Source organism: Brevundimonas sp. BH3 (assembly GCF_045345115.1).
Classification (GTDB): Bacteria; Pseudomonadota; Alphaproteobacteria; order Caulobacterales; family Caulobacteraceae; genus Brevundimonas.
In genome coordinates this window covers 405,329-427,660 of record NZ_CP150796.1, presented here as the reverse complement: position 1 = coordinate 427,660, position 22,332 = coordinate 405,329, and the positions used below count along the sequence as shown (strand labels likewise).

General features: G+C 62.3%; 22 protein-coding genes. 10 read left to right on the top strand and 12 right to left on the bottom strand.

Going from position 1 to position 22,332, the window contains the following annotated elements:
* Positions 1–14: 14 nt before the first annotated feature.
* Positions 15–998 carry a retroviral-like aspartic protease family protein gene (locus WEU32_RS01995; protein WP_406852696.1) on the top strand — a complete coding sequence of 328 codons (984 nt, stop codon included), beginning with the start codon at positions 15–17 and terminating at the stop codon, positions 996–998.
* Here the strand turns inward: WEU32_RS01995 and WEU32_RS01990 are convergent.
* Complete coding sequence (locus tag WEU32_RS01990) at positions 995–1,987, bottom strand: alpha/beta fold hydrolase (RefSeq protein WP_406852695.1); 993 nt, start codon at positions 1,985–1,987, stop codon at positions 995–997. The genes WEU32_RS01995 and WEU32_RS01990 overlap by 4 nt on opposite strands.
* Before the next feature lie 161 nt (positions 1,988–2,148).
* On the opposite strand from WEU32_RS01990, the gene WEU32_RS01985 reads away from it, so the two are divergent.
* Genes WEU32_RS01985 through hisC form a run of 5 tightly spaced genes read left to right on the top strand, consistent with a single transcriptional unit; the run spans position 2,149 to position 8,393 of the window.
* Positions 2,149–4,992, top strand: coding sequence for an ATP-dependent DNA helicase (locus tag WEU32_RS01985; protein WP_406852694.1), 2,844 nt, complete (start codon positions 2,149–2,151; stop codon positions 4,990–4,992).
* A gap of 1 nt (position 4,993) precedes the next feature.
* Positions 4,994–5,467 carry a Cys-tRNA(Pro) deacylase gene (gene ybaK / locus WEU32_RS01980; RefSeq protein ID WP_406852693.1) on the top strand — a complete coding sequence of 158 codons (474 nt, stop codon included), beginning with the start codon at positions 4,994–4,996 and terminating at the stop codon, positions 5,465–5,467.
* Positions 5,446–6,594 (top strand): DUF2125 domain-containing protein, encoded by a 1,149-nt coding sequence (locus WEU32_RS01975; RefSeq protein WP_406852692.1) that lies wholly within the window; start codon positions 5,446–5,448, stop codon positions 6,592–6,594. Before ybaK ends, WEU32_RS01975 begins: the two co-directional genes overlap by 22 nt.
* A complete protein-coding gene (locus WEU32_RS01970; protein WP_406852691.1) occupies positions 6,594–7,274 on the top strand; it encodes a hypothetical protein in 681 nt (226 codons plus the stop codon). Before WEU32_RS01975 ends, WEU32_RS01970 begins: the two co-directional genes overlap by 1 nt.
* A gap of 18 nt (positions 7,275–7,292) precedes the next feature.
* Entirely contained in the window at positions 7,293–8,393 is a 1,101-nt protein-coding gene (hisC, locus tag WEU32_RS01965; RefSeq protein ID WP_406852690.1) for a histidinol-phosphate transaminase, read from the top strand.
* Positions 8,394–8,463: 70 nt separating this feature from the next.
* Here hisC and WEU32_RS01960 read toward each other — a convergent pair whose 3' ends face one another.
* The 5 genes from WEU32_RS01960 to WEU32_RS01940 all read right to left on the bottom strand — a co-directional run bounded on the left by WEU32_RS01960 (position 8,464) and on the right by WEU32_RS01940 (position 12,357).
* A complete protein-coding gene (locus WEU32_RS01960) occupies positions 8,464–9,246 on the bottom strand; it encodes a MipA/OmpV family protein (RefSeq protein WP_406852689.1) in 783 nt (260 codons plus the stop codon).
* A gap of 94 nt (positions 9,247–9,340) precedes the next feature.
* Complete coding sequence (locus WEU32_RS01955; RefSeq protein ID WP_406852688.1) at positions 9,341–10,051, bottom strand: lysophospholipid acyltransferase family protein; 711 nt, start codon at positions 10,049–10,051, stop codon at positions 9,341–9,343.
* A gap of 6 nt (positions 10,052–10,057) precedes the next feature.
* A complete protein-coding gene (locus WEU32_RS01950) occupies positions 10,058–10,705 on the bottom strand; it encodes a YdcF family protein (protein WP_312134683.1) in 648 nt (215 codons plus the stop codon).
* A gap of 9 nt (positions 10,706–10,714) precedes the next feature.
* Positions 10,715–11,614, bottom strand: a complete 900-nt coding sequence (locus WEU32_RS01945) for a cell division protein FtsX (protein WP_406852687.1) — start codon at positions 11,612–11,614, stop codon at positions 10,715–10,717.
* The gene (locus WEU32_RS01940) at positions 11,611–12,357 is read right to left on the bottom strand and encodes a cell division ATP-binding protein FtsE (RefSeq protein ID WP_406852686.1); all 747 of its coding nucleotides are present in this window, start codon (positions 12,355–12,357) and stop codon (positions 11,611–11,613) included. The genes WEU32_RS01945 and WEU32_RS01940 overlap by 4 nt, the downstream gene beginning before the upstream one ends.
* Positions 12,358–12,431: 74 nt before the next feature.
* Between WEU32_RS01940 and WEU32_RS01935 the strand changes: the two genes are divergently transcribed.
* Entirely contained in the window at positions 12,432–13,400 is a 969-nt protein-coding gene (locus WEU32_RS01935; RefSeq protein ID WP_406852685.1) for an MJ0042-type zinc finger domain-containing protein, read from the top strand.
* Positions 13,393–13,926, top strand: a complete 534-nt coding sequence (locus WEU32_RS01930; RefSeq protein WP_406852684.1) for a phosphoribosyltransferase — start codon at positions 13,393–13,395, stop codon at positions 13,924–13,926. Before WEU32_RS01935 ends, WEU32_RS01930 begins: the two co-directional genes overlap by 8 nt.
* A 33-nt stretch (positions 13,927–13,959) precedes the next feature.
* Here WEU32_RS01930 and lysA read toward each other — a convergent pair whose 3' ends face one another.
* The 3 genes from lysA to argH are packed head-to-tail and all read right to left on the bottom strand — an operon-like array spanning position 13,960 to position 16,853.
* Positions 13,960–15,234 (bottom strand): diaminopimelate decarboxylase, encoded by a 1,275-nt coding sequence (gene lysA, locus WEU32_RS01925; protein WP_406852683.1) that lies wholly within the window; start codon positions 15,232–15,234, stop codon positions 13,960–13,962.
* Positions 15,235–15,261: 27 nt separating this feature from the next.
* On the bottom strand, positions 15,262–15,474 hold the full coding sequence (locus tag WEU32_RS01920) for a hypothetical protein (RefSeq protein WP_406852682.1): 213 nt from the start codon (positions 15,472–15,474) through the stop codon (positions 15,262–15,264).
* Positions 15,475–15,488: 14 nt separating this feature from the next.
* On the bottom strand, positions 15,489–16,853 hold the full coding sequence (gene argH, locus WEU32_RS01915; protein ID WP_406853476.1) for an argininosuccinate lyase: 1,365 nt from the start codon (positions 16,851–16,853) through the stop codon (positions 15,489–15,491).
* A gap of 37 nt (positions 16,854–16,890) precedes the next feature.
* Between argH and WEU32_RS01910 the strand changes: the two genes are divergently transcribed.
* The gene (locus WEU32_RS01910; protein ID WP_312815113.1) at positions 16,891–17,505 is read left to right on the top strand and encodes a TlpA disulfide reductase family protein; all 615 of its coding nucleotides are present in this window, start codon (positions 16,891–16,893) and stop codon (positions 17,503–17,505) included.
* A gap of 187 nt (positions 17,506–17,692) precedes the next feature.
* Here WEU32_RS01910 and WEU32_RS01905 read toward each other — a convergent pair whose 3' ends face one another.
* Positions 17,693–18,022 (bottom strand): hypothetical protein, encoded by a 330-nt coding sequence (locus tag WEU32_RS01905; RefSeq protein ID WP_406852681.1) that lies wholly within the window; start codon positions 18,020–18,022, stop codon positions 17,693–17,695.
* A 683-nt stretch (positions 18,023–18,705) separates the two neighbouring features.
* Between WEU32_RS01905 and WEU32_RS01900 the strand changes: the two genes are divergently transcribed.
* Positions 18,706–19,056 carry a hypothetical protein gene (locus WEU32_RS01900; RefSeq protein ID WP_406852680.1) on the top strand — a complete coding sequence of 117 codons (351 nt, stop codon included), beginning with the start codon at positions 18,706–18,708 and terminating at the stop codon, positions 19,054–19,056.
* Between the two features lie 103 nt (positions 19,057–19,159).
* Here WEU32_RS01900 and WEU32_RS01895 read toward each other — a convergent pair whose 3' ends face one another.
* A complete protein-coding gene (locus WEU32_RS01895) occupies positions 19,160–19,501 on the bottom strand; it encodes a GIY-YIG nuclease family protein (RefSeq protein ID WP_406852679.1) in 342 nt (113 codons plus the stop codon).
* 192 nt (positions 19,502–19,693) lie between these two features.
* Positions 19,694–22,282 (bottom strand): ATP-dependent chaperone ClpB, encoded by a 2,589-nt coding sequence (gene clpB / locus WEU32_RS01890; RefSeq protein ID WP_406852678.1) that lies wholly within the window; start codon positions 22,280–22,282, stop codon positions 19,694–19,696.
* Positions 22,283–22,332 lie beyond the last annotated feature (50 nt).

The window sequence follows — 22,332 nt, the reverse complement described above, 5'->3', positions numbered from 1 at the left end:
AGAGGCCCGCCGCCATGCCTGAACCCTCTGGCCCGACTGCACTATGCCGCCGCACCTGTCTGGCCGGTATAGGCGGGTTTTCGGGTCTGGTCCTGCATAACGGAACCGCCCTTGCCGCCCAGTCGGAAGCCCCCGCTCTTCCCGAAATTCCGCTGGCCCTGAACCTGTTCACCCGCCTTGCTGCCCGCGTCCAGTTGGAGCCACGCCGTGTCAGCCTGTTTGTGCTGGATACAGGCGCACAGGCCACGTCGCTGTCGGACCGGCTGGTCGAGGAAATGAGGCTCTCTCGCGGCCCCGACGTGCTGGTCCACAGCGTCACAACCTCCAGTCTGGTGCCCAGTGCCCGTCTGCCGCGCCTGAAACTGCAAGGCGAAAGCTTCGACAATGTGATTGCCCCCGTTTTTCCCTTTGCCCAGTTGGGAGCGGAGGGCTTGTTGGGCCTCAACCACCTTCAGGCCTTCAGCCTGCTGCTGGATATCCGCCGCCAGCAGGCCACGCTCAACCCGTCACAGTCACGCGGTGTCAGCTTCAATTTCGGCGACATCACAAATGCCACCCGCATTGAGCGCCTTATGTCGCCCGTTCCCAGTCAGCGCAGCGACGGCTTGCTCTTGATGAGCGTCACTGTGGGGCCGGTCGCGGCCGTCGCCTTTCTTGACACTGGTTCCCAATATTCGGTGGCCAATCTGAGCCTGCTCGCAGCCCTAGGCTATCGCCCCGACCAGACACAGGTGCGGACCCTTTTTGGTGTCAGCGGCCCGCCCATACTGGTACATGCAGGGCCCGCCCCCTCGCTCACTCTGGGGATCAAACGCATACCTCAAACGCCTTTGTTGTTTGCGGACCTGCACATTTTTGGGGTGCTAGGCCTGTTATCGCGACCGGCCCTGATGATCGGCGCGGACATATTGGGCCGCTTTGATCGCGTCGGCATCGATTACCGCACCAACCGCGTCACTCTGGGCGACGTCATGCGCCAGAGGCTTCCGCGTCCCTAGGCTGGACAAAGCTGGGCAGGACGCGAGGCGTGCAACGACAATCCCCACAGGAAGGACAATATGGCCTGTGTCACGATCTCGGGCTCTTCCTGCTGTACCCAGTGGCCTGCCCCCGGCACCACCGTGACGGCATGCAGATCGGTCAGCCATTCGGAAAGCTCGTCCTCGAAATGTCCGGCATAGTTTCGCACCGGATCGCGCTCTCCGACCAAGAATGCGGAAGGGACCGTAATCTTGCATCCTTGAAGCCAGCGGGTGCGCGCCCAGTTGGCGTCGATTTTGCGATACCAGTGAACCGCACGCTCAAATCCTGTCTGGCGAAACGCCGCGACATACTGATCGAAATGGGTCTGTGACATCCACGCAGGCAATGTCGCGCGATCGGATATCAAATCAAGCATATCGCGCCCTGCCGGAATACGGCCTGTGGCCTGATCGCTCTGCGGCGTGGCCCCGTCAAAGGCCCAGAACATTTTACGCAAAGCCGCTTCAGGATCGGCATCCATAGCCAGATGGGCATCAGGGGCCGCAAAGGCCGCCAGATACAGCTGATCCTCGCCGTTCTTTTTGGCCAGATAGTTCATCACCGCCGTTGGCGGGCCTTGTTTCCGACGTGGCTGGAAAGGCACCGACATTCCCATCACGGCCTGGAACATGTCGGGGCGCAGCAGGGCACAGTGCCACGCAACGGCTGCACCCCAGTCATGGCCCACAATCACGGCATGTTCGTATCCCAGTGCTTCGACCAGCGCGACCAGATCGCCCACCATCGAGAATATGGAATAGGCCTCGGCCTGGGGCGGTCCGCCCGTGCCGCCATAGCCGCGCATATCGGGGGCCACCGCATGATAGCCCGCCGCCGCCAGTCCTTCGATCTGGTGATGCCAGGCCAGTGACAGATCAGGGAAGCCGTGGATCAGCAAAACCAATGGCCCTTCACCCGCGCGTCGAATCTGTATCGGCAGCTCTTCGGTTTTGACCGTTTTCACTTCCACCGCGCACTCCACCATGAAGAGAGACAACTCTAGGTGGACAAAAAGCTATAAATTTCTTCAAGGCAACGTGAGCATATCAATGTTACACAAATTTAGCCGCCTTTAAGCGAGGTGTTTCCTTTTCGTTTCGCTCGCAGGTTGACTATGTTTAGCGGGTGAGCATCGCCAACACCTCTTCCTCCACTGCTGTCGAGCTGAAAATCGACCTGCCACCCGCCTTGGCGACACCGCCGGGTGCCGGTGCCGTATGCGATGACGAAGGGGCGCGAAAAATCGGACGCGGTGCTGCCGAAGGGTTGTTACTGGGCGGACCGGTTATTGTCGCCCATGCCAGCATCACCGCCCGCCGTCTGGGGCTGGAAGCTCCACAACGCTCACACGATATTCTCGATGCGCTGGAACTGTTCGCCTTTGTCAGGCCCGCACGTTTCAGTGCGCCTTCGCCAACAGGTCTGGCGCTGGCGCTTGGTCGCGCCGAACCCAAGGGGGCCGAGGCGCAAGCCGTGGCCCTGCGCGAAGCCGCGGGCGAACTTTTGAAAGAACTGGCCGCCCCCGCCTATCCCAACCGCGAAGAGGCCTATGGTCTGGCCCTGACGTTGGATCGTGCCGGATGGAGCTGGGGCGGGCGGGTTATCAATGCCCTCGAAGCGGGCGGCATACGCCAGCGCACCTCGCGCGGCTCGGGTCTGGATGTCTGGGCCCGCCTGCCGGAATGGGAGGACGAGGCCCCGCGCGGCGAAGCGGGTTCTACGCCTGTCGATAGCGAGAGCGCCCGTATCCGGCTGGAAAAACTTTTGCAGGCCTCGGGTCTGGACGAAACCCGTCCGGCCCAGTCCGACTATGCGTCCGAAGCCGCCTATGCCTTTTCGCCCCGCAGCGAGGAAGGCCGTCCGCGCATGTTGCTGGCCGAGGCAGGCACCGGTACCGGCAAGACCATGGGCTATCTGGCCCCCGCCTCCTTGTGGGCCGAGCGCAATCACGGGGCCGCGTGGATTTCCACCTATACCCGCGCCCTGCAACGTCAGATTGACCGCGAGAGCAAGGCTCTGTGGCCGGACGAGGCCGAGCGCCGCCGCAAGACGGTCGTGCGCAAAGGGCGCGAAAACTATCTGTGCCTGCTGAACCTTCAGGACATGGTGCAGGCTGCGCAGTTGGGGAATGGCGATCTGATCGGCATGGCGCTGGCCACCCGCTGGGCCGCCCATAGCCGCGATGGCGACATGACCGGCGGCGACTATCCCGGTTGGCTGTCGGGCCTGTTTGCCGTCGCCCCCGCCCATCAGGCCAGCCCCGCCAATCTGGTGGACCGTCGCGGTGAGTGCGTCCATGCCGCCTGCCCGCATTACCGCCTATGCTTTGTCGAAAAGACTATTCGCGCCAGCCGCCGCGCCGATCTGGTCGTGGCCAACCATGCTCTGGTGATGACACAGGCCGCCTTTGATGGCTCTCGCACCGCACGCGGCTTGAAGCAGGATGGCGAGACGGCGGCCCTGAAACGCATCGTCTTTGACGAAGGTCACCACCTGTTCGATGCCGCCGACAGTGCCTTTTCGGCCAGCTTGTCGGGACAGGAAGCCGCCGAGTTGCGGCGCTGGGTGCGCGGCCCCGAAGGACGGGGACGTCGCGGGCGCGGACTGGAACTGCGCCTTGGCGACCTGTGCGCCGACAACGAAGCGGCCCGAAAATCCCTGACCGATGCCCTGGCCGCCGCCGCCCAGCTTCCGGGTGAGGGTGTATCCGGCCGTATTGCGCCCGCATCCGGCGAAGTGAATCCCATCGGGCCGATTGAGCGATTTTTAGCCGCCGCCCTTGAACAGCTCCGCGCGCGCGCGTCTGAAAATGGTGGCACCGAGTTCGGGCTGGAATGCGCCCTTCGCCCTGTCACCGAATCCGTTGTTGAGACAGCGCGCGCCGCCGCCAAGGCCTTGGCCGATATCGAAGCGCCGCTATTGGCGCTGGCCCGTCACCTCGAAGATATTCTCGACGAAGAGGCTTCCGAGCTGGACCCGTCCGCCCGTGCCCGTATCGAGGGGGCCTTGCGGGGGCTGGATCGTCGGGCGCGCATGACCCTGCCCGGCTGGCGCTCCATGCTGTCGGCGCTGGACGAAGCCGATAGCGAGCCAGACCCCGACTATGTGGACTGGCTGTCGGCAGAGGCTGCATTCGGTCGCATCCATGATGTCGCCCTGCGCCGTCACTGGATCGACCCGACCATTCCGCTGGAAGCGGCGGTCATCATGCCATCCCACGGTGTGCTGGTGACCAGCGCCACCCTGTCCGATCCGTCGGCCAGCGATCCGTTCGATATGGCGCGTATGCGTTCCGGTGCCGCACGGTTGATCGAGCCTGCCCGCACCCTGAAGGTCGAAAGCCCGTTCGATTATGCCAATCACAGCCGCATTATCGTTGTAAACGACCTGACCAAGGATGATCCGCGCCAGACGGCTGCGGCCATGCGCGAGCTATTCCTTGCGGCGGGCGGCGGCGGCGTAGGCCTGTTCACCGCCATCCGGCGCCTGAAGTCCGTTTATGAGCGGCTGGGGCCGGAACTGGCCCGTGCGGGTATCCCGCTCTATGCCCAGCACGTCGATCCTTTAGAGGTCGGCGCTCTGGTCGATGTGTTCAGGGCCGAAAACGATTCCTGCCTGCTGGGCACCGATGCGGTGCGAGACGGGGTAGACGTGCCGGGTCGCTCGCTGAGAATTCTGGCCTTTGACCGCGTGCCATGGCCGCGCCCCGACCTGCTGCACAAGGCACGGCGCGAGCGTTTCGGGACCGGCCATGGCGGTCGCTCCTATGACGATGCCCTAGCCCGTGGACGTATCGCGCAGGCCTTTGGCCGCCTGATCCGCCGTGCCGACGACAAGGGTGTGTTTGTGATGCTGGATGCAGCCTGTCCGACGCGGCTGTTCTCGGCCCTGCCCGAGGGCACAGAAGTCATGCGGATGGGGCTGGCCGACGCTGTCGATCTGACCCGCGAATTCCTGAAGGTCGAATAGTATGGCCAAGACCACCCCGGCCACACTGGCCCTGTCCAAGGCCGGTGTCGGTTTCGAGCTGCATCCCTATGACTATGATCCCGATGCCCCGCGTGTCGGGCTTCAGGCCGCCGAGGCCTTGGGCATAGCGCCCGAACAGGTCTTCAAGAGCCTGATGGTTCTGGTGGATGACAAACCCGTCTGTGTGGTCCTGCCGTCCGACTGCGAGGTCAGCATGAAAAAGCTGGCCGCCTGTCTGGGTGGAAAATCGGCCCAGATGATGAAGCCCGCCGATGCCGAACGACTGACCGGATACAAGGTCGGCGGGGTTAGCCCCTTTGGTCAGCGCAAGGCCGTGCCCACCGTCATCGACGAAACCGCACAACTGTTCGATACCATCCTGATCAATGGCGGGCAGAGAGGTCTGTTGCTGGGCCTGTCCCCCGACGGGGCGCGGCTGGCGGCCAATGCCAGATGGTCCGACATTACCGCCTGATCTCGACACAAGACGTTCGCAAATGGCTGATCTATAAGCGCCCCATGACCACGCAATCTTCGACAGTTTCCGAGCCTGCACCGCGCCACAGCCGCCGCGCCCTGTATGTGCCCTTTATTATTTTCGGCATCATTCTGGCGATCTGGACCGTCTGGTGGTTCTGGCTGGCCCATGAGGTCAAGAGCGAGCTGCGCATCCGTCTGGAGCGGTTGGAACAAGCAGGCTGGAGCATCGAATACAGCAAGGTTTCCACGCGCGGCTGGCCCTTGCATACGCGTATCGGCCTGCACGATCTGCATGTTCTGGCCCCGTCGGGTCACGGTCTGCGCGCCCCCGAAATCGTGGCCGAGGCCAATAGCTATAATCCGCTGCGCTGGGTGGTAGGTGCGTCGGACGGCGTGACGCTGATCCGTGCCGAAAAGGGCGAAACTCAAGTTAGCGCCGATATCATCCGCATGAGCCTGTCCGGTCTTCGACAGCGCTGGCCCAATGTCGCCTTCGAAGCCGTCAAACCGCGCTTTATTGCCGCTGAAGGGGCCGCGCCCTTCCCGTTGGCCGATGCCGCCTTGATCCAGCTCTATATGCGCCCGCACATTACCGCCCGTACCGAGGCCGGTGACGATGTCGATATTCTGGTGCGCCTGATCGAGGCCAAGGGTCGCGAGGGTGGTCCGGTTCAAGGTTTTACCCAGAATGACCAACTGACCTTGCAGATTGAAGCCGTTGTCGAAAAGGCCTCCGCGCTTCGCCAGCCCGCGACGCCTGCCGGTCTGCTATCGGCATGGACCGCCGCCGGTGGGCGCTTCACCGACATCAAGGGCGAGATGAAGGCTGGCGAAACCCATGCCCTTTTGACCAGTCCGCTACTGACGGCCAATGACAAGGGCCAGCTTGAGGGCGAGGTCACGTTCAAGGCCGAGAAACCTCTGGCCGCTCTGGTTGGATTGGCGGGTAGCCATCAGGGCACCCCCGCCGACCGCGCCGCAGCGGCCCGCGCTGCTGCCAGCACCCCGCAAGGGGCCGAAGAAGAAGAAGGCGAGCAAAAGGTCGAACTGAGCGTCATGTTCCGCAAGGGCCGCACCTATCTTGGCCCGTTCGCGCTGGCTCCGGCACCGCAGTTGTTCTGATGCTTGAAGCCCCGTCCGAAGACCCCCACCGCCTGTCGCTGGATCAGGCCATCGCCAAGGCCGTCATGGAGCGTCAGGCGGCGGGTGCGCGGGCGCGCCCCGATGCCGATGGTCTGGCCCTGCGCCACATCCTGAAAGACATGCACCCGACGCAAAGATCGGCGGTGCGGGCGGTTCTGGGACGGATGGAGGCGGGCCTAGGTCGACAGGTCATGGCCTGTGGCGGCGTTTCGCAACTGTTGGCCGCCGACCGCTGGGGACCGTTTGCCCGACCGCTGGTCGAACCGGAACAGGCCATAGAAGCCGCCCAGAAAGGCGCGCGTGTGCTGGTCGATATCGGTACGCGTCCGTGGTGGGCTAAACTGCTGGCAACGCCCGATATACGGGTCATTGCCGCACTGCCCGATGATGCCCGCGCGCGTCCGCGCAGCCTGATGATTTCGAACGAGACCAGCGGCCCTACCGGGGATGACCGCACCTTCTGGGTGACCGACAGCCCGATGACCGATGCGGCCATCATCCAGAGCCTGTCGAACAATGGTCTGGCCGCCGAGACTTTGGCACAGTCAGGTGCCTTGAAGCTGTTCGTGCTAAGCGGTTATGTGCAGGCAGAAGACGGGAGACTTCAGGGCGCTCCCGGCCAACTCAGCGGCATCATCGGTGCGGCTCCCATATTCTAGACGATCGAGGAAGCGTCCATGACCGAAGTCCGTCACTCCGCCCCGCGCCCCAAACCGGGTATTCTCGAGATCGCGCCCTATGTCGGCGGAACGGGCGCTCTGAGCGGTGTGGCCGAGCCGATGAAGCTGTCCTCGAACGAGAATCCGCTGGGGGCCGGTCCCAAGGCCCGCGAGGCGTTTGCCTCGGTGCTGGACAAGATCCACATCTATCCGGACGGCCATGCCGGCAAGCTGCGCACCGCTGTCGCGGACCTGCACGGCATTGAGGAAGACCGTCTGGTCTTCGGCAATGGCTCGGACGAGGTTTTCGCCCTGCTGAACCAGACCTATTTGAGCGCAGGCGATAACATCGTCACCGGCGAGTACGCCTTCCTCGCCTATCGTATCTCGGCGCTGGGCTGCGAAGCCGAGGTCAAGCTGGCCCTCGAGCCCGGTTATAAGGCCGAGGTGGAGGACTTGGTGGCGCAGGTCGATGAACGCACCAAGATTGTCTATCTCTCCAACCCGTCGAACCCGACCGGAAGCTGGCACAGCGGCGAGGAAATCCGTCGTCTGCATGCCGCCCTGCCCGCCCATATTATTCTAGTCATTGACGAAGCCTATGCGGAATATGTCGTCGAGCCGGAATGGGAAAGCGCCATTGATCTGGCGCGTACCGCCGAAAACATTGTCGTCACCCGCACCTTCTCCAAGCTTCACGGACTGGGCGGCCTGCGTATCGGGTATGGTTACATGCCCAAGGCCATGGCCGAGGCGATGGACCGTATCCGCCTGCCGTTCAATGTCTCGGTGCCCGGTATAGCCGCGGCCATCGCCGCCCTGGGGGATGAGGACCACCAGAAAGCCTCGCGCGATCTGGTGCTGGAATGGCGGCCACGCCTGACACAGGCCATCAAGGGCTTTGGCTATGATGTGCTGCCGTCGGTCGGCAACTTCATTCTGGTGATGTTCAAAGACCCTGCAGAGGCCAATGCCGCCAGCGAGTATCTGAACCAGAAGGGTATCATCGTGCGCGGTGTGGGCGGGTATGGCCTGCCGCAAGGGCTGCGCATTACCATCGGCACACCGGACCAGAACCGCGCGGTCGCCGATGCGCTCAGCGAGTTTGCAGCCCGCTAAGGCGGGTACATCATAAAACGCAAAGGCCGCGCTCCTTTCGGGGCGCGGCCTTGGTCATTTCAGGGTTGGCCTACATCCCGTTAAAGCGGGCCACACCAATAATACCGGCACGCCAGATATGCGGCTCGTCCAGCAGCGGGCTGTTGCGGGTATCACCCATATATTCTTCGTAGTTCACAAAGGCCCCAACGCCGTAGCGCGTGCCGATCGGAACCGCCAGCACCGCCGACGCCCCCAGCGCGGACAAGCCGCCATCACTTTCAAACTGACGGTATCCGCTGGATACAGCCTCGTCGGCGGTCACACCGAAATAGCGGTTCAGCCGGTCGGCATCCCCGCCGCGGCCATAGGCCATAACCTGTAGCAGTCCGACCCGCGTAATACGCTGGTGCCCGATCTGGGCATTCCAGGTCATACCCGCATCATCGCCCGTCACGTCCTGAGAGACCCGCCCCCCCACGACCACATTCCCCGGCAGGCGCTTGAACGCATAAAGGGTGGCATCGGCTCCCAGTTCGGGGCGATTGTCGAACCCTTCGAGATCGCCCGCCGAAAAGCGCGGACGCAGTTGCACTCCGGCGCGGAAGTCGTCACGTTTGATGGCGTTCCAGCCGATCCCGTCCAGCCCGTTGGCATAGACGACGTCCTTGTAGGAAGCCGAGCCCCAGAAGGTCCAGTTCACATCCTTGCTGTTATCTCCGGTGGCACTGAAACCACGTACGAAACCCCCGCCGACATCGACCTTCCAGGTCTTGGGTGTCTCGACCACCTCATAAGGCTGGGATTGGGCAAGAGCCTGCCCCGAGAAAAGTAAAACCGCCGGGAATATAAGGGCTGCCAGAATACGCGGCACATGAAGCTCCTGTTTGAGAGAAGCCACAACGCTTGCACGCCGTGGACAGCAGCTTCAGTGCAAAGACGATTTTTAAGGCATCAGAGCGCCACCATCACGACTGCAAAAGGGCAATCGACGCTGTTTCTATTCGTTCCTGCATCATTTTCATCATCTCGCCGCGCTTCAGTCCGGCCTGTACCGGGGGCAAGAACTGGAAAACGACTGTGCCTGGTTTGAAGCCTATAATGCCCTTGGCGGGCCAATGCTGGCCTGAATTGGTCGCGATCAGGTGGCAGGCGCTATCCACATCACGATAGATGGCCGCCACGCCCGGCTTATATTGCCCCTCCACACCCGGTTGGGTGCGGGTACCTTCGGGAAAGATCATAATCTGGCGGTTCGCAGCCAGCCGTTGGCGCGTGTGTTGTACCATGTCCTTGAGAGCCTTGGCGTGAGCTTCGCGATCCACAGGGATCATCTTGGTCTTCCATGCGAACCAGCCAAAGAAGGGAAGCGACATCAGTTCTTTTTTCAGCACGAAGCACGGGTCGTCCATGAGGATGAAAGGCACCACCACGTCCAGCATGCTCTGGTGCTTGGCCGCCACCAAAGTCCCCCCCTTCGGCCGGTATTCCAGACCGCGCATCTCGACCTTGATCCCCGCGATCCAACGCAGACCAAACAGCACCATCCGCGCCCATATACGAATAACGCCCATAACATAGCGATGTGGCATCAACAGCGCGGGCGACAGGCCCACAGCGCACAAAACTATCGTGAGATACAGCCACAGCGAAAACAGCAGTGAACGGATAAGATTCATGAAAGGTCAGGCCTTGTCAGCTTCGATACCGGCAGCGACCGGCACATTTTCAGCGGGGCGTTCAGGATGGAAACCGCGCAGCCTGTGCCACGCTTCACGGCCCAGCACCGCCAAGTATTTCATATATTCAAGCGTCATTCGGCGCGCCGACTGTTCGTGTCGCCACCAGTCGGGACGATCCAGTGTCGGCGTGCCTACGGCATAGGGCACCATCACCACCCCCGGTAGGGCGCTGCGGACCTCCAAAAGGCTGCGCGGCATGTGATAGTCGGAGGTCACCACAATGAGCCTGCGATAATTATTTCGACGCGCCCATTCGCCAATCTCGCTGGCATTGCCCACCGTGTCCTCGGCCTCAAAACCCAGATCGACACAGCAGTTGAACAACTTGTTGGAGCCAGGCGTCAGGGCACGCAATTCCTTACGGCGAACCTCGCGGTTCACACCCGAAATCAGCAGACGATCACCCTTGTCCTGCTCTAGCAAACGAATAGCCGCATTGACCCGCTCCGCCGATGGGCCGGTCAGGGCCACGATAGCATCGGCGCGATCCGGGTCAGCTGCGGGCGTAAAATCCTGCACCCGTCCGGCAAAGACGAGCAAACCAACCAGCCACATCAGGACAACCGCAGCAATGAGGGTGATGAATCTCATTACCCTCTACTACCTACGACCTGACAGCTTCGCCAGTGCTGTGAAACGCGCCGCCAAAACAGCCGTTAGCGCAGCCAGTACCGGACAGACAATAATCGCCACAAGATCGTGGAAGCGTACCGGCAGGGCTGGTGTTAAACCCGCTTCGCCTCCCAATGCGCGTAACAGCGCCATGGCAAGTCCGGCCAGAACGGCTCCTGCCACACCTGCTGACAGGGCCAGCTTACCGAACTGGGCCTGATAGAGGCCCGCCACGTGACGATCCGAAGCACCGTTCAAGCTCAGGGTTTCAATAATATCCGCCTGTGCCGCCATGCCCGACCGTGTAGCATAGGCAATCACGGCCGCCGTGGCCCCCGCAATCAGCACAAAGGCGGCAATCGCCAGAACCGTAACAATCCCCGCTGCCCGCTCAACGTCGCCACGCCAAAGGGTATGGTCATCCACCGAAGCATCCAGACCCGCCTCGGCCAAAGCCCGGCTAAGGGTCGGGGCGCTGGCGGGCCCTTTTTCATCCAGACGCACCACGACCAGATAGGGCAGAGGCAGATCAGGCAGGACCGCCTCGCCAACCCACGGGGCCAGCAAACGCTCCGATGCCTTGCGGTCCAAAGCATAGGCCTCATCGACACCTTGAACCGCGGAAAGGGTTTCTGCCGCACGCGCCGCCGCTGCGGGGCCCGTCTCATCGACGCGCGGGCGCACCTGAACGGTGGCTTCGCCGCGTAACTCGCCAGCCCAGCCATGGGCCGCGCGATCTGCAGCCAAGGCCCCGATGGCCGATAGGGTCGCGAGGAAGCACAGCACCGCTATTACCGCTGCCAGCCAGCGCTCACCGGACTTTTCGCGTGGTAGCAATGAACCAGGAACCGGCAGGGGTTTACGGATCACAGGCGGATTGGCGCTCATACGGCCACCCCTTCCTCGACCAGAGGGCGTTGCGAGGGCACCAATTGCCGCAGATAGCCGTCCTCCAGGCGCAGCAAACCTGCGCCATAGCGTTCAGCCATGTCTTCGTCATGAGTGGCAATCAGCACGGTCGCACCTAGCTTGTTCAGCGACAGGAACAGCCGCATCAGCTTTTCACCCATGGCGCGGTCCACACTGCCCGTTGGCTCATCCGCCAGAATCAGGCGCGGACGGGTGATGACCGCGCGCGCAATGGCCAAACGCTGCTTTTCACCGCCAGACAGGGATGGCGGTAAGGCCTCAAGACGCCCCCCAAGGCCAACCCAGCGCAGCATCTCGGCGACATCTTGTGCGTAATCGCGCGGACGCTCTCCGTTCAAACGCAATGGCAGGGCCACATTGTCGAAGGCCGACAAGTGATCCAGCAGGCGAAAATCCTGAAACACCACGCCCATCCGCTGGCGCATAGGCGGAATGGCCGAACGCGGTATGCGGGTCACATCCTTGCCGAACAGGCTGATACGCCCGGTATGGGCCTGCTCGCCCAAGGTCATCAGGCGCAAAAGCGTGGACTTTCCCGCTCCCGACGGTCCGGTAAGGAAATGGAAAGAGCCATGGGGCAAAATAAGGTTAACATCGCGCAGAACCGAAGGCCGGTCAGCATAACCGAACCCTAGGCCTCTGAGGCGGACGACATCGATATCTTTGTTGGGTGCCGAAGGGCGACGTTCTTGGATTGGCATAGGGTGTTTTCGTTTTGGACCGGGGCGCGTTCGCCCTCGACAGGAGGGGGCGTTACGCCTCGTAGCCGCAGCCTATGATACTGACCTGCCCCGCTTGCGCCACCAGCTATTTTGTATCCGACACAGCAATCGGTCCTTCGGGCCGCCGTGTGCGCTGCAAAGCCTGCGGCAATGACTGGCGTGCCATGCCTGAGGATGCCCCGCTGGAACTGGATGAAGGGGCTGTGGCCAGTGCAGAACAAACCGCTTCCAAGCCTGCTCCGGTCACCGATGCACCGACCGAAGACGATATTACCAATGCGCCACTGACCCAGGCCTTTCGTGCACGCGCCGAGCAAAAACGTCGCACACAGCAGGCTGTCAAACAGGGACTGGGCTGGGGCCTGATGACTGTGCTGATGCTGCTGGGCTTCCTGATGGCCTATATCTGGCGTGACAGCATCGTAGCCCGCGTGCCCAAACTGGCCAGCGCCTATCAGTTACTGGGTATCGAAACCAATCCGATCGGTTTGGATTTCGAAGCCATCACCACCGGCTTTGCCCGCAATGATGTAAGCCAGATCTATGTCTCAGCGGCGCTGCGCAATCTGCGTGATCGCGAGATCGTGGCCCCGCCCATCCGTATCGCCCTGATCGACCGTCATGGCCGCGAGTATGATCACCATATCCACCACATCGAAGGCGCGCCGGTGCTGCCAGGTGGAGTGCAGGGTTTTGCCGTGATCCTGCCCAATACAGACGGCCGTTTCGCCGAAACCCGCATCCGGTTTGCGACACCGGAGGAAAGCGCCAAAAAGCCCGCCGCTAAAGCGCCTGCCCCCGCTTTAACCGAACATCCAGCGCCGACGGCGAACGAACAGAAGTCCACCCCCAAGACTGGAACACCGGCGGCGACCAAGGCTGCCGACACCGCCGCCAAGGCCGCACCTCCTCCTCAGGAAGATGGCCTGAGACGCCTCAGTCAATTGACACCTTCGTCGGCATTCGGACGTTCTGATCTCGACACCGGACCTGCGGTCGGGGTATCGGCAGGGCATGGCTGATACCTCCCCCCTCGCGCCGACCGTCCTGCTCGCTTCGAGCGAAATCGACCGTATCAATGCCGAACTGGCTCGCCAGATCGCCCCTGTGATCGACGATGACACTGTGGTGGCGGTGCTGCTAACGGGCGGGCTGTGGTTCGGCTCCGACCTGACCCGCGCGCTTTATCGCGAAGGCCGTAACGTCAAGTTCGATGCGGTATGGATGTCGTCCTATGGCGATGACAAGCAGAGCCGAGGCAAGGTCACGGTGCGCGCACCGTTCCAGCGTTCGATGGAAGGCAAGACCGTTTTGCTGGTCGATGATGTTCTGGACAGCGGCTTGTCGCTGGTCGAGGCTATCCGCATCACCAAGGAAGCCGGTGCCGCCCGCGTCCTGACCTGTGTGTTTGCCCGCAAGCCCTGTGCGCACGAGCGTATGACACCGGACTTTGTCGGCTGGGAAGCCCCAGCCCGTTTCCTCGTCGGTTATGGACTGGACCATCAGGGCGGCATGCGCGGCCTGCCCGATATCTGCGCCCTCGACTAAGACAAAAGGCCCCTCAAACGAGGGCCTTTTTCTTTACAGCCAGTCCGCGATCGGCTCGCGGGCGAACATCTCGTCATAGGTCGGGCGCGGACGGATCACCGCCCATTTGTCGCCATCCACCAGAACCTCGGCGGCCAGCGGACGGGTATTGTATTCGCCGCTCATCACCGCGCCATAGGCACCGGCCGACATGAAGGCCACCAGATCACCCGCATCAAGCGGCGCAAGATTGCGGTCACGGGCAAAGGTATCGCCCGTCTCGCAGACAGGGCCGACCACATCGTGCGGTATGGCCTTGCCGCCCTTGGGACGGACCGGCTTGATGTCGTGGAAGGCATCATAGAGAGCCGGACGCATCAGATCGTTCATGGCCGCATCCAGCACGAGGAAGCGACGACCATCGGTGCGTTCGTTCATATGTACGACGCGGCTGAGCAGGATACCGGCATTGGCCGCCATCAGGCGGCCCGGCTCGAAGGCTGCCTCAACGCCGAGCCCTTCCAGCACACCGGCCACCATAGCGATATAGTCGGCGGGTGGCGGGGTATTGGTCTCACCATAATAGGGCACGCCCAGACCGCCACCCAGATCAAGGCGCGTCACCGACATGCCCTGTTCGCGCAGGGTTTCGGTCATCTGGCGCAGCACTTTGAAAGCGCTTTCCAGCGGGGTCAGGTCGGTGATCTGGCTGCCGATATGGCAGGCCAGGCCGACCGGGTTCACATGGTCGGAGCGTGATGCCACGGCATAGAGGTCCATGGCCTCTTCAACCGGCACGCCGAACTTGTCGCCCGCGCCACCCGTGGTGATCTTGGCATGGCCCCCCGCGCCGATTTTCGGGTTCACGCGAATGGCGATGTCGGGCTTGGCGTCCATGGAGGCCGCAACCGCGATCAGGCGTTCAAGCTCGGTCGAGCTTTCGACATTGATCTGGCGCACGCCTTCACGAATGGCAAAGGCCAGCTCACTATCGGTTTTGCCCACGCCCGAGAAGATGATCTTAGAGGCCGCAATGCCTGCTTTGAGCGCACGGCGGATTTCGCCCTCGGACACCGTATCGGCACCGCAGCCCAGTTGCCCCAGCACTTTCAGCACCGAAAGATTGGAGTTGGCTTTGACCGCAAAGGCGATCAGCGCATCGCCCAGTGCGCCCTTATGGGCGTCACAGGCTTCGCGCATCAGCCCGTAGTGGCGGCGCAAGGTCGCAGCCGAATAGACATAGGTGGGCGTGCCCACCTGTTCGGTCACAGTTTCCAGATTGACGCCCTCGGCATGGAGGACGCCGTCTTTCAGATAAAAATAATGCACGGGGCCTACAGGGAAGGAAATTGGGGCTTAGAAGTCGGGACGACGGCCCGTCGGATCAGCCGCGCCACCATCGATGGGGTTGCTGCTGGACGGAGAAAGGACCGTAGCCGGTTCGCGGTTGCGCTCGGTCCATTTGGAGTTCGAGCGGGCGCTGGGCGCTTCCAGATCGGCCATCTTGCCGCATGCCGAAAGGGTCACAGCCGAGGCCAGAACCATGGACATGATCAGGGTCTTTTTCATAGGATTTCCTTGGATCACAGGCGTTGTCTCCAGTCTGCGATGCGGGCGCGGACCTGATCGGGGGCCGTACCGCCAAAGGACTGGCGGCTGGCGCACGAGGCCTGCGGGGTCAGGACAGCATAGACACCGTCATGGATGCGTTCGTCCAGCGCCTTTAGCTCTGCAATCGGCAACTGGCCCAGATCAAGGCCCAGTTGCTCGGCACGCTTTACCGCCGCGCCGGTCACATGGTGGGCTTGGCGGAACGGAAGGTTCAGCTCGCGCACCAGCCAGTCAGCAAGGTCGGTGGCGGTCGAGAAACCGGCACCGGCAGCGGCGGCCATTTTTTCGGTATTGGGGCGGAAGGCCGAGATCATGGCCGTCATCGAGGTGATGGCCAGATCAAGGGCGTCGAAAGCCTCGAACACCGGCGGCTTGTCTTCCTGCATATCCTTGGAATAGGCCAGCGGCAGACCCTTCATCACCGTGGTCAGAGCGATCAGTGCACCATTGATACGGCCCGTCTTGGCGCGCACCAATTCGGCAGCATCGGGGTTGCGCTTTTGCGGCATGATCGACGAGCCGGTCGTCAGGTCATCCGGCAGGGTGATGAAGCCGAACATCGGCGTCATCCACACCACAATCTCTTCGGCCAGACGCGACAGGTGACCGGCGGCAATCGAGGCATCGGCCAGACATTCCAGCGCGAAATCGCGGTCCGAAACCGCATCAAGGCTGTTGCCCATCGGGCGGTCAAAGCCGAGCGCCTGAGCGGTCGCATGGCGGTCAATCGGGAAGGGCGAACCGGCCAGAGCGGCAGCGCCTAGCGGATTTTCGTTCATGCGGGTGCGGGCATCGGCAAAGCGCGAGGCATCGCGGCCGAACATCTCGACATAGGCCATCAGGTGGTGACCCAGCGTCACCGGTTGTGCGGTTTGCAGGTGCGTGAAGCCCGGCATCAGGTCACCTGCGTGTTGCTCGGCGCGGTCCAGCAGGGCGCGTTGCAGGTCTTTGAGTTGTTCAATCGTGCGGTCGGCGGCATCGCGGACCCACAGGCGGAAATCGGTCGCCACCTGATCGTTGCGCGAACGGGCGGTGTGCAGACGGCCCGACGGCTCGCCGATCAGCTCGTTCAGACGCGCTTCGACGTTCATGTGAATGTCTTCATAGGCATCGCGGAACGGGAAGGTGCCGTCCTTGATCTCGCCTTCGATCACATCCAGACCGCCAAGGATGGCGTCGGCGTCGGCCTGCTGGATGATGCCCTGCTTGGCCAACATGCGGCAATGTGCTCGCGATCCGGCAAGGTCCTGGGCCCAAAGGCGTTTGTCCACGCCGATAGACACGTTAATAGCCTGCATGATGTCTGCGGGTTTGGCGCTGAAGCGGCCACCCCACATCGACTGGCTTTGAGACTTGGCGGAAGGCGTATCGGACATGGGCGGCTCTAAACGGAACTTGGCGATCGTGGCAGCGGGTATTGCAGCCGTCGCAGCAATCGGCGGTGCGGCCCTGCTATACGTCAATCAGGACGGCGGGAGCAAAGGTTCTGATGCCGCTTCGACTAATAGCGGTGCTTTTGCCGCCCATGCCAAGGGACCGCTGGCGCGATTACAGTCGCCGGAGCCTGTCCCTGCCCCCGATTATGTGTTTCAGGATGTGGACGGAAATCCGGTCAGCTTTGCCGATTTCAAGGGCAAGGTGACGGTGGTGAATCTGTGGGCGACATGGTGTGCGCCGTGCAAGATCGAGATGCCGACACTGGCGGCACTGGCCAAACGTTATGAAGAGCGCGAGGACTTTGCGGTGGCCGTTATCAGCATGGATACCGACCGTGCGCAGGAAGCGGCCAAGGCCTTTATCGCCGAGAATGCACCGCTGAAATATTATGCCGATCCGAAATTCCAGCTGGCCTTCGAGTTCCCCGGCAAGGGGGCCATGCCGCAGACCATGATCCTTGATCGCGAGGGTCGGGTGGTGGCGGTTATGGTGGGCGAAGCCGACTGGAACGGGCCGGAAGCCGTCGCCCTGATCGAAGATGTGCTTGATTAGTTTCCCCTAACGCTCGCCGCGCGGCGGCTCTCTACTTGAGGGGAATATAGCCCGCGTCGGGTCGGGAGGTCCCGAAGGGCCTACCAACGCGGGCCACTTATATTTAACCGCCCCTACCGCTCGACGCGCGGCGGCTCGCTGTTTGAGGGCAGAAGCCCGCGCTGGATTCAGCGCGGGCTAAAACCACTTAGTTCTTTTCGAGCTTGGCGCGGGCGTCGGCGGCGGCCTTTTCAGTGGCGGCAGCGGCGTCGACGGCACCATCCTTGATAGCAGCGCCGGCCTTGTCGGCAGCGTTCGAGGTCGCGGCAGCAGCGTCGGTCGCGACAGCAGCCGTGGCGTCAGCCGCGCTGTCTACGGCCGTGGCGGCAGCGTCACCAGCATGTTCGGCAGCAGCCGTTGCATCGGCAGCAGCGGCAGAAGCATCTGCCTCGGCCTTGTTTTGCTCGGCTTGTGTGCAGGCAGCAGCACCGAGAGCCAGAACAGCGGCAGCAGCGATGGAAAGCGAACGAATACGCATGGGATCATCCCCCTCGTGTTTCTTGAAAACGGCCAACGCCAAGCTGGCCAGTTCGAATAACTCCGTCGCAAGACACTGGTTGCGAAAACGTGATCGAGAAAATTGGAACCACGGATTTTACCGCCCTGCGTGGACGCGGGCGGTGACAGGAAGGCTGTGCGGAGCGCCGAACTCTTCGCCCGGAATAGGTTTGGTTTTACCGTTTCGACGAAGATTGACGCTCCGCGCGGGAAGTTATTCACGCGCTAGAGGCAGGCACCGTTGTTGGCGGTTACCCTCTGCGCCCGTGGCGGGCAGCTTTCGCAGACGACGAAAGCTGGAACGGTCCGAGTATCCACCTCGACCCTTGCCGGAGCCTCGTTGTCCAAGCGCATTGCGCCGACAGGCTCCACCGGCATCATGCGTGCGCATGACCCCCGCTCTTCACGATCCCGCCGCCGCATCGGATCGCCGGCCGAGCGAGCCCTCCCCTGCGACGGGACACAGAGGATTATGCCGCAGGGTTCAGGTAGGGCGCGTTGATGGGGGCCAATGCATCCGTGGGCGTTGATTTCATACGGGTTATTGGCGTGGGACTGTGGTGGCTGTGGCCTTATGGCTTGCGGGTTTTGCGAGATGTGCGCCCTGCTCTGCTTGTCCGAAGCGAAAAGAAGGTAGAGTTTTGCGCCAAACAGGAGGCCGTCATGAGTGCCGACTATCTGGCTATTTTCACCAGCGACAAGACCGGTCCCAAATGGCGGGCATGGCGCGCCATGAGCGAGGCCGAGCAAGCCGAAACGGCGCGTATCGGCGTGGCCGCCGTGGAGGAATGGGAAGAGGCCCATCGAGACGCCATCGTTTATAAGGGCGGCCCGCTGGGCCCGACCAAGCGCATCGATGACGACGGGGTTGTGACGGATGTGGTCAATCTGCTGACCGTTTTCATGGTCGTGCGCGCCGATAGCTTTGATGCCGCGGCAAGGCTGTTCGAGGACCACCCGCATATGAACCCCTTCCCCTGTGACGGGGTGGAGGTGATGCCGGTTTTGGGGTGAGTTTTGGTTGGTATCCCGAGGTGACGTAGTTTTCGCGCTGACGCTCGCCGCTGGGTCCCCCGATCTGCGCCGCTAAAGCGGCTTGTCGGAGGATGACGGTAGGTTAGTCGGTTGGGGTTGGGGGTGACCATGCGGTGTCGTGGGCTGGGTACCAGTCGACGGCGAGGTCATGCCAATCGGGGTTCTCGCGCTCGATAAGGGCGAGTTTCCAGTCGCGGAGCCATTTCTTGATGCGGCGCTCGCGGTGGATGGCTTCGGCGATGAAGCCGTGGTGTTCGAACCAGACGAGGTTGGTACAGTCGTAGGTGTCTGTGAAGCCGGTGAGGCTGTGGGACTTGTGCTGCCAGACACGGGCCGGAAGGTTCGAGGTGGAGCCGGTGTAGAGGGTGCCGTTTCGTGCGCTAGCCATGATGTAGGTGGCGATATAGGGGCGGCGTGGGTCCATAGGGTGACGCTATCGCTCATTTCGGTTTTCGTCATCCTCCGACGAAGCGTAGCGGAGATCGGGGGATCCAGAAATGTGCAGGTGGGTGCGCGGGTATCTGGATCCTCCGGTCAAGCCGGAGGATGACGAAGAGCGAGGAGCAAGGGTTAGTAGGCAAGAAAAAAGGGCGGCCTGTGGGGCCGCCCTTTTGAGTTAGTGGACTTGGGGTTTGCCGATGACGAGGCCGTCTTCGCCGGCGGTGACGTGGACGACGGAGCCGTCTTCGAACTCGCCCTGGAGGAGTTTGCGGGCCATGGGGTCGACCAGTTGTTTCTGGATGACCCGTTTCAGCGGGCGGGCACCGTAAACGGGGTCGTAGCCCTTGTCGGCGAGCCAGCTGAGGGCGCTGTCGTCGAGGTCCAGAGACAGGCGGCGTTCAGCCATGAGGGCTTCGAGACGCTTGAGCTGGATGCGGACAATGCCGCCCATCTGTTCGCGGCCGAGGCGTTTGAACAGGATGATCTCGTCGATGCGGTTCAGGAACTCGGGACGGAAGTGGCTGCGGACAGAGCCCATGACCAGTTCGCGCACATCCTCGACATCGTCGCCTTCGCCTTGAGCGGCGAGGAATTCGGACCCCATATTGGAGGTCATGATGATGAGGGTGTTCTTGAAGTCGATCGTGCGGCCCTGACCGTCGGTCAGGCGACCGTCGTCCAAGACTTGCAGCAGGATGTTGAACACATCGGGGTGGGCCTTTTCGACCTCGTCGAACAGGATGACCTGATACGGGCGACGGCGGACGGCTTCGGTGAGGGCACCGCCTTCATCGTAACCGACATAGCCCGGAGGGGCACCGATCAGGCGGCTGACGGCGTGTTTTTCCATATATTCGGACATGTCGATGCGCGTGATGGCGCTGTCGTCATCGAACAGGAACTCGGCCAGAGCCTTGGTCAGCTCGGTCTTGCCCACGCCCGTCGGGCCAAGGAACAGGAAGGAGCCGATGGGCTTGTTCGGGTCGTTCAGGCCCGCACGGGCACGGCGCACGGCGTCGGACACGGCTTGTAGAGCCGGTTCCTGACCCACAACGCGACTGCGCAGGGCATCTTCCATGACGAGCAGTTTTTCGCGCTCGCCTTCCAGCATCTTGTCGACAGGCACGCCGGTCCAGCGCGACACCACCGCCGCGATCTGTTCGGCATCGACGACCTCGGCCGCGAGGGTCGAGGCTTTTTCTTCCTCGTTGGCTTGAGCCTCTTCGAGTTGACGTTCCAGTTGCGGGATCTGGCCGTAAGCGATTTCAGACGCGCGGGCGAGATCACCCGAACGCTGGGCGTTGGTCAGTTCCAGACGCAGGCGATCCAGCGTCTCGCGCAGTTGAGCGGACTGGCCGACCTTGTCCTTGGCGGCGCGCCATTGCGAGGTCATGTCGTCGGACTGGGCCTCGAGGTCGATGATCTCGTCTTCCAGCTTTTCGAGGCGATGGCGCGAGGCGTCGTCGTCCTCTTTTTTGAGGGCTTCGCGCTCGATCTTGAGCTGAACCAGACGACGGTCGATTTCATCCAGAGCCTCGGGCTTGGAATCCACGGCCATACGCACACGCGAGGCGGCTTCATCGACGAGGTCGATGGCCTTGTCCGGCAGGAAGCGGTCGGTGATGTAGCGGTTCGACAAGGTGGCGGCGGCCACGATGGCGCTGTCGGAGATACGCACGCCGTGGTGGACTTCGTATTTCTCTTTCAGGCCGCGCAGGATCGAGACGGTGTCTTCGACCGTCGGCTCGCTGACCATCACCGGCTGGAAGCGACGGGCAAGGGCGGCGTCTTTTTCAACGTGCTTGCGGTATTCGTCCAGCGTGGTGGCACCGACGCAGTGAAGCTCGCCACGCGCCAGAGCAGGCTTGAGCAGATTCGACGCGTCCATCGCGCCATCGCCCTTGCCCGCGCCAACCAGCGTGTGCATTTCGTCGATGAAGAGGATGATCTGGCCTTCGGCAGCCGCGACCTCGTTGAGGACCGCTTTCAGGCGCTCCTCGAACTCACCACGGTATTTGGCACCGGCGATCAGCGCGCCCATATCGAGCGACAGGACACGTTTGTCCTTCAGGCTTTCGGGCACATCGCCATTGACGATGCGCTGGGCCAGACCTTCGACAATGGCGGTCTTGCCCACGCCCGGTTCACCGATCAGGACGGGGTTGTTCTTGGTACGACGGGCAAGGACCTGAATGGTGCGGCGGATTTCTTCGTCGCGGCCGATAACCGGATCGACCTTGCCGTCGGAGGCGGCCAGGGTCAGGTCGCGGGCATAGCGTTTGAGCGCGTCATAGCCGTCTTCGGCACTGGCGCTATCGGCGGTCTGGCCCTTGCGGATTTCGGCAATGGCGGCGTCCATCTTGGCAGGGGTCACGCCCACGCCTTTCAGGATGCTGGCGGCCACACCACCCTCGCGGGCCAGGGCGGCAAGAATGCGTTCGGTGGTGACGAAGGCGTCACCGGCGGCCTTGGCGTCGTCCTCGGCCTTGGCGAAGACGCGGGCGGTGTCACCGTCCATATAGAGCTGGCCGGAACCACCGGTCACCTGTGCGCGCTTCTTGAGCGCCGTTTCGGTGTCGGTCACGGCCTTGGCGGGATCGCCGCCGGCTTGGGTGATCAGATTGCGGGCAAGGCCGTCACGCTCTTCCAGCAACACCTTGAGGATGTGCTCGGGAGCAAATTGCTGGTGGCGGCGGGCCAGTGCCAGAGACTGGGCCGACTGGATGGCCTGTTTGGCGCGGTCGGAATAGAGTTCGATATTCATATGGGCATCCCCTGAGAGGCGGATTTGGGGGTCGCGTCCTTCCGTTGAAG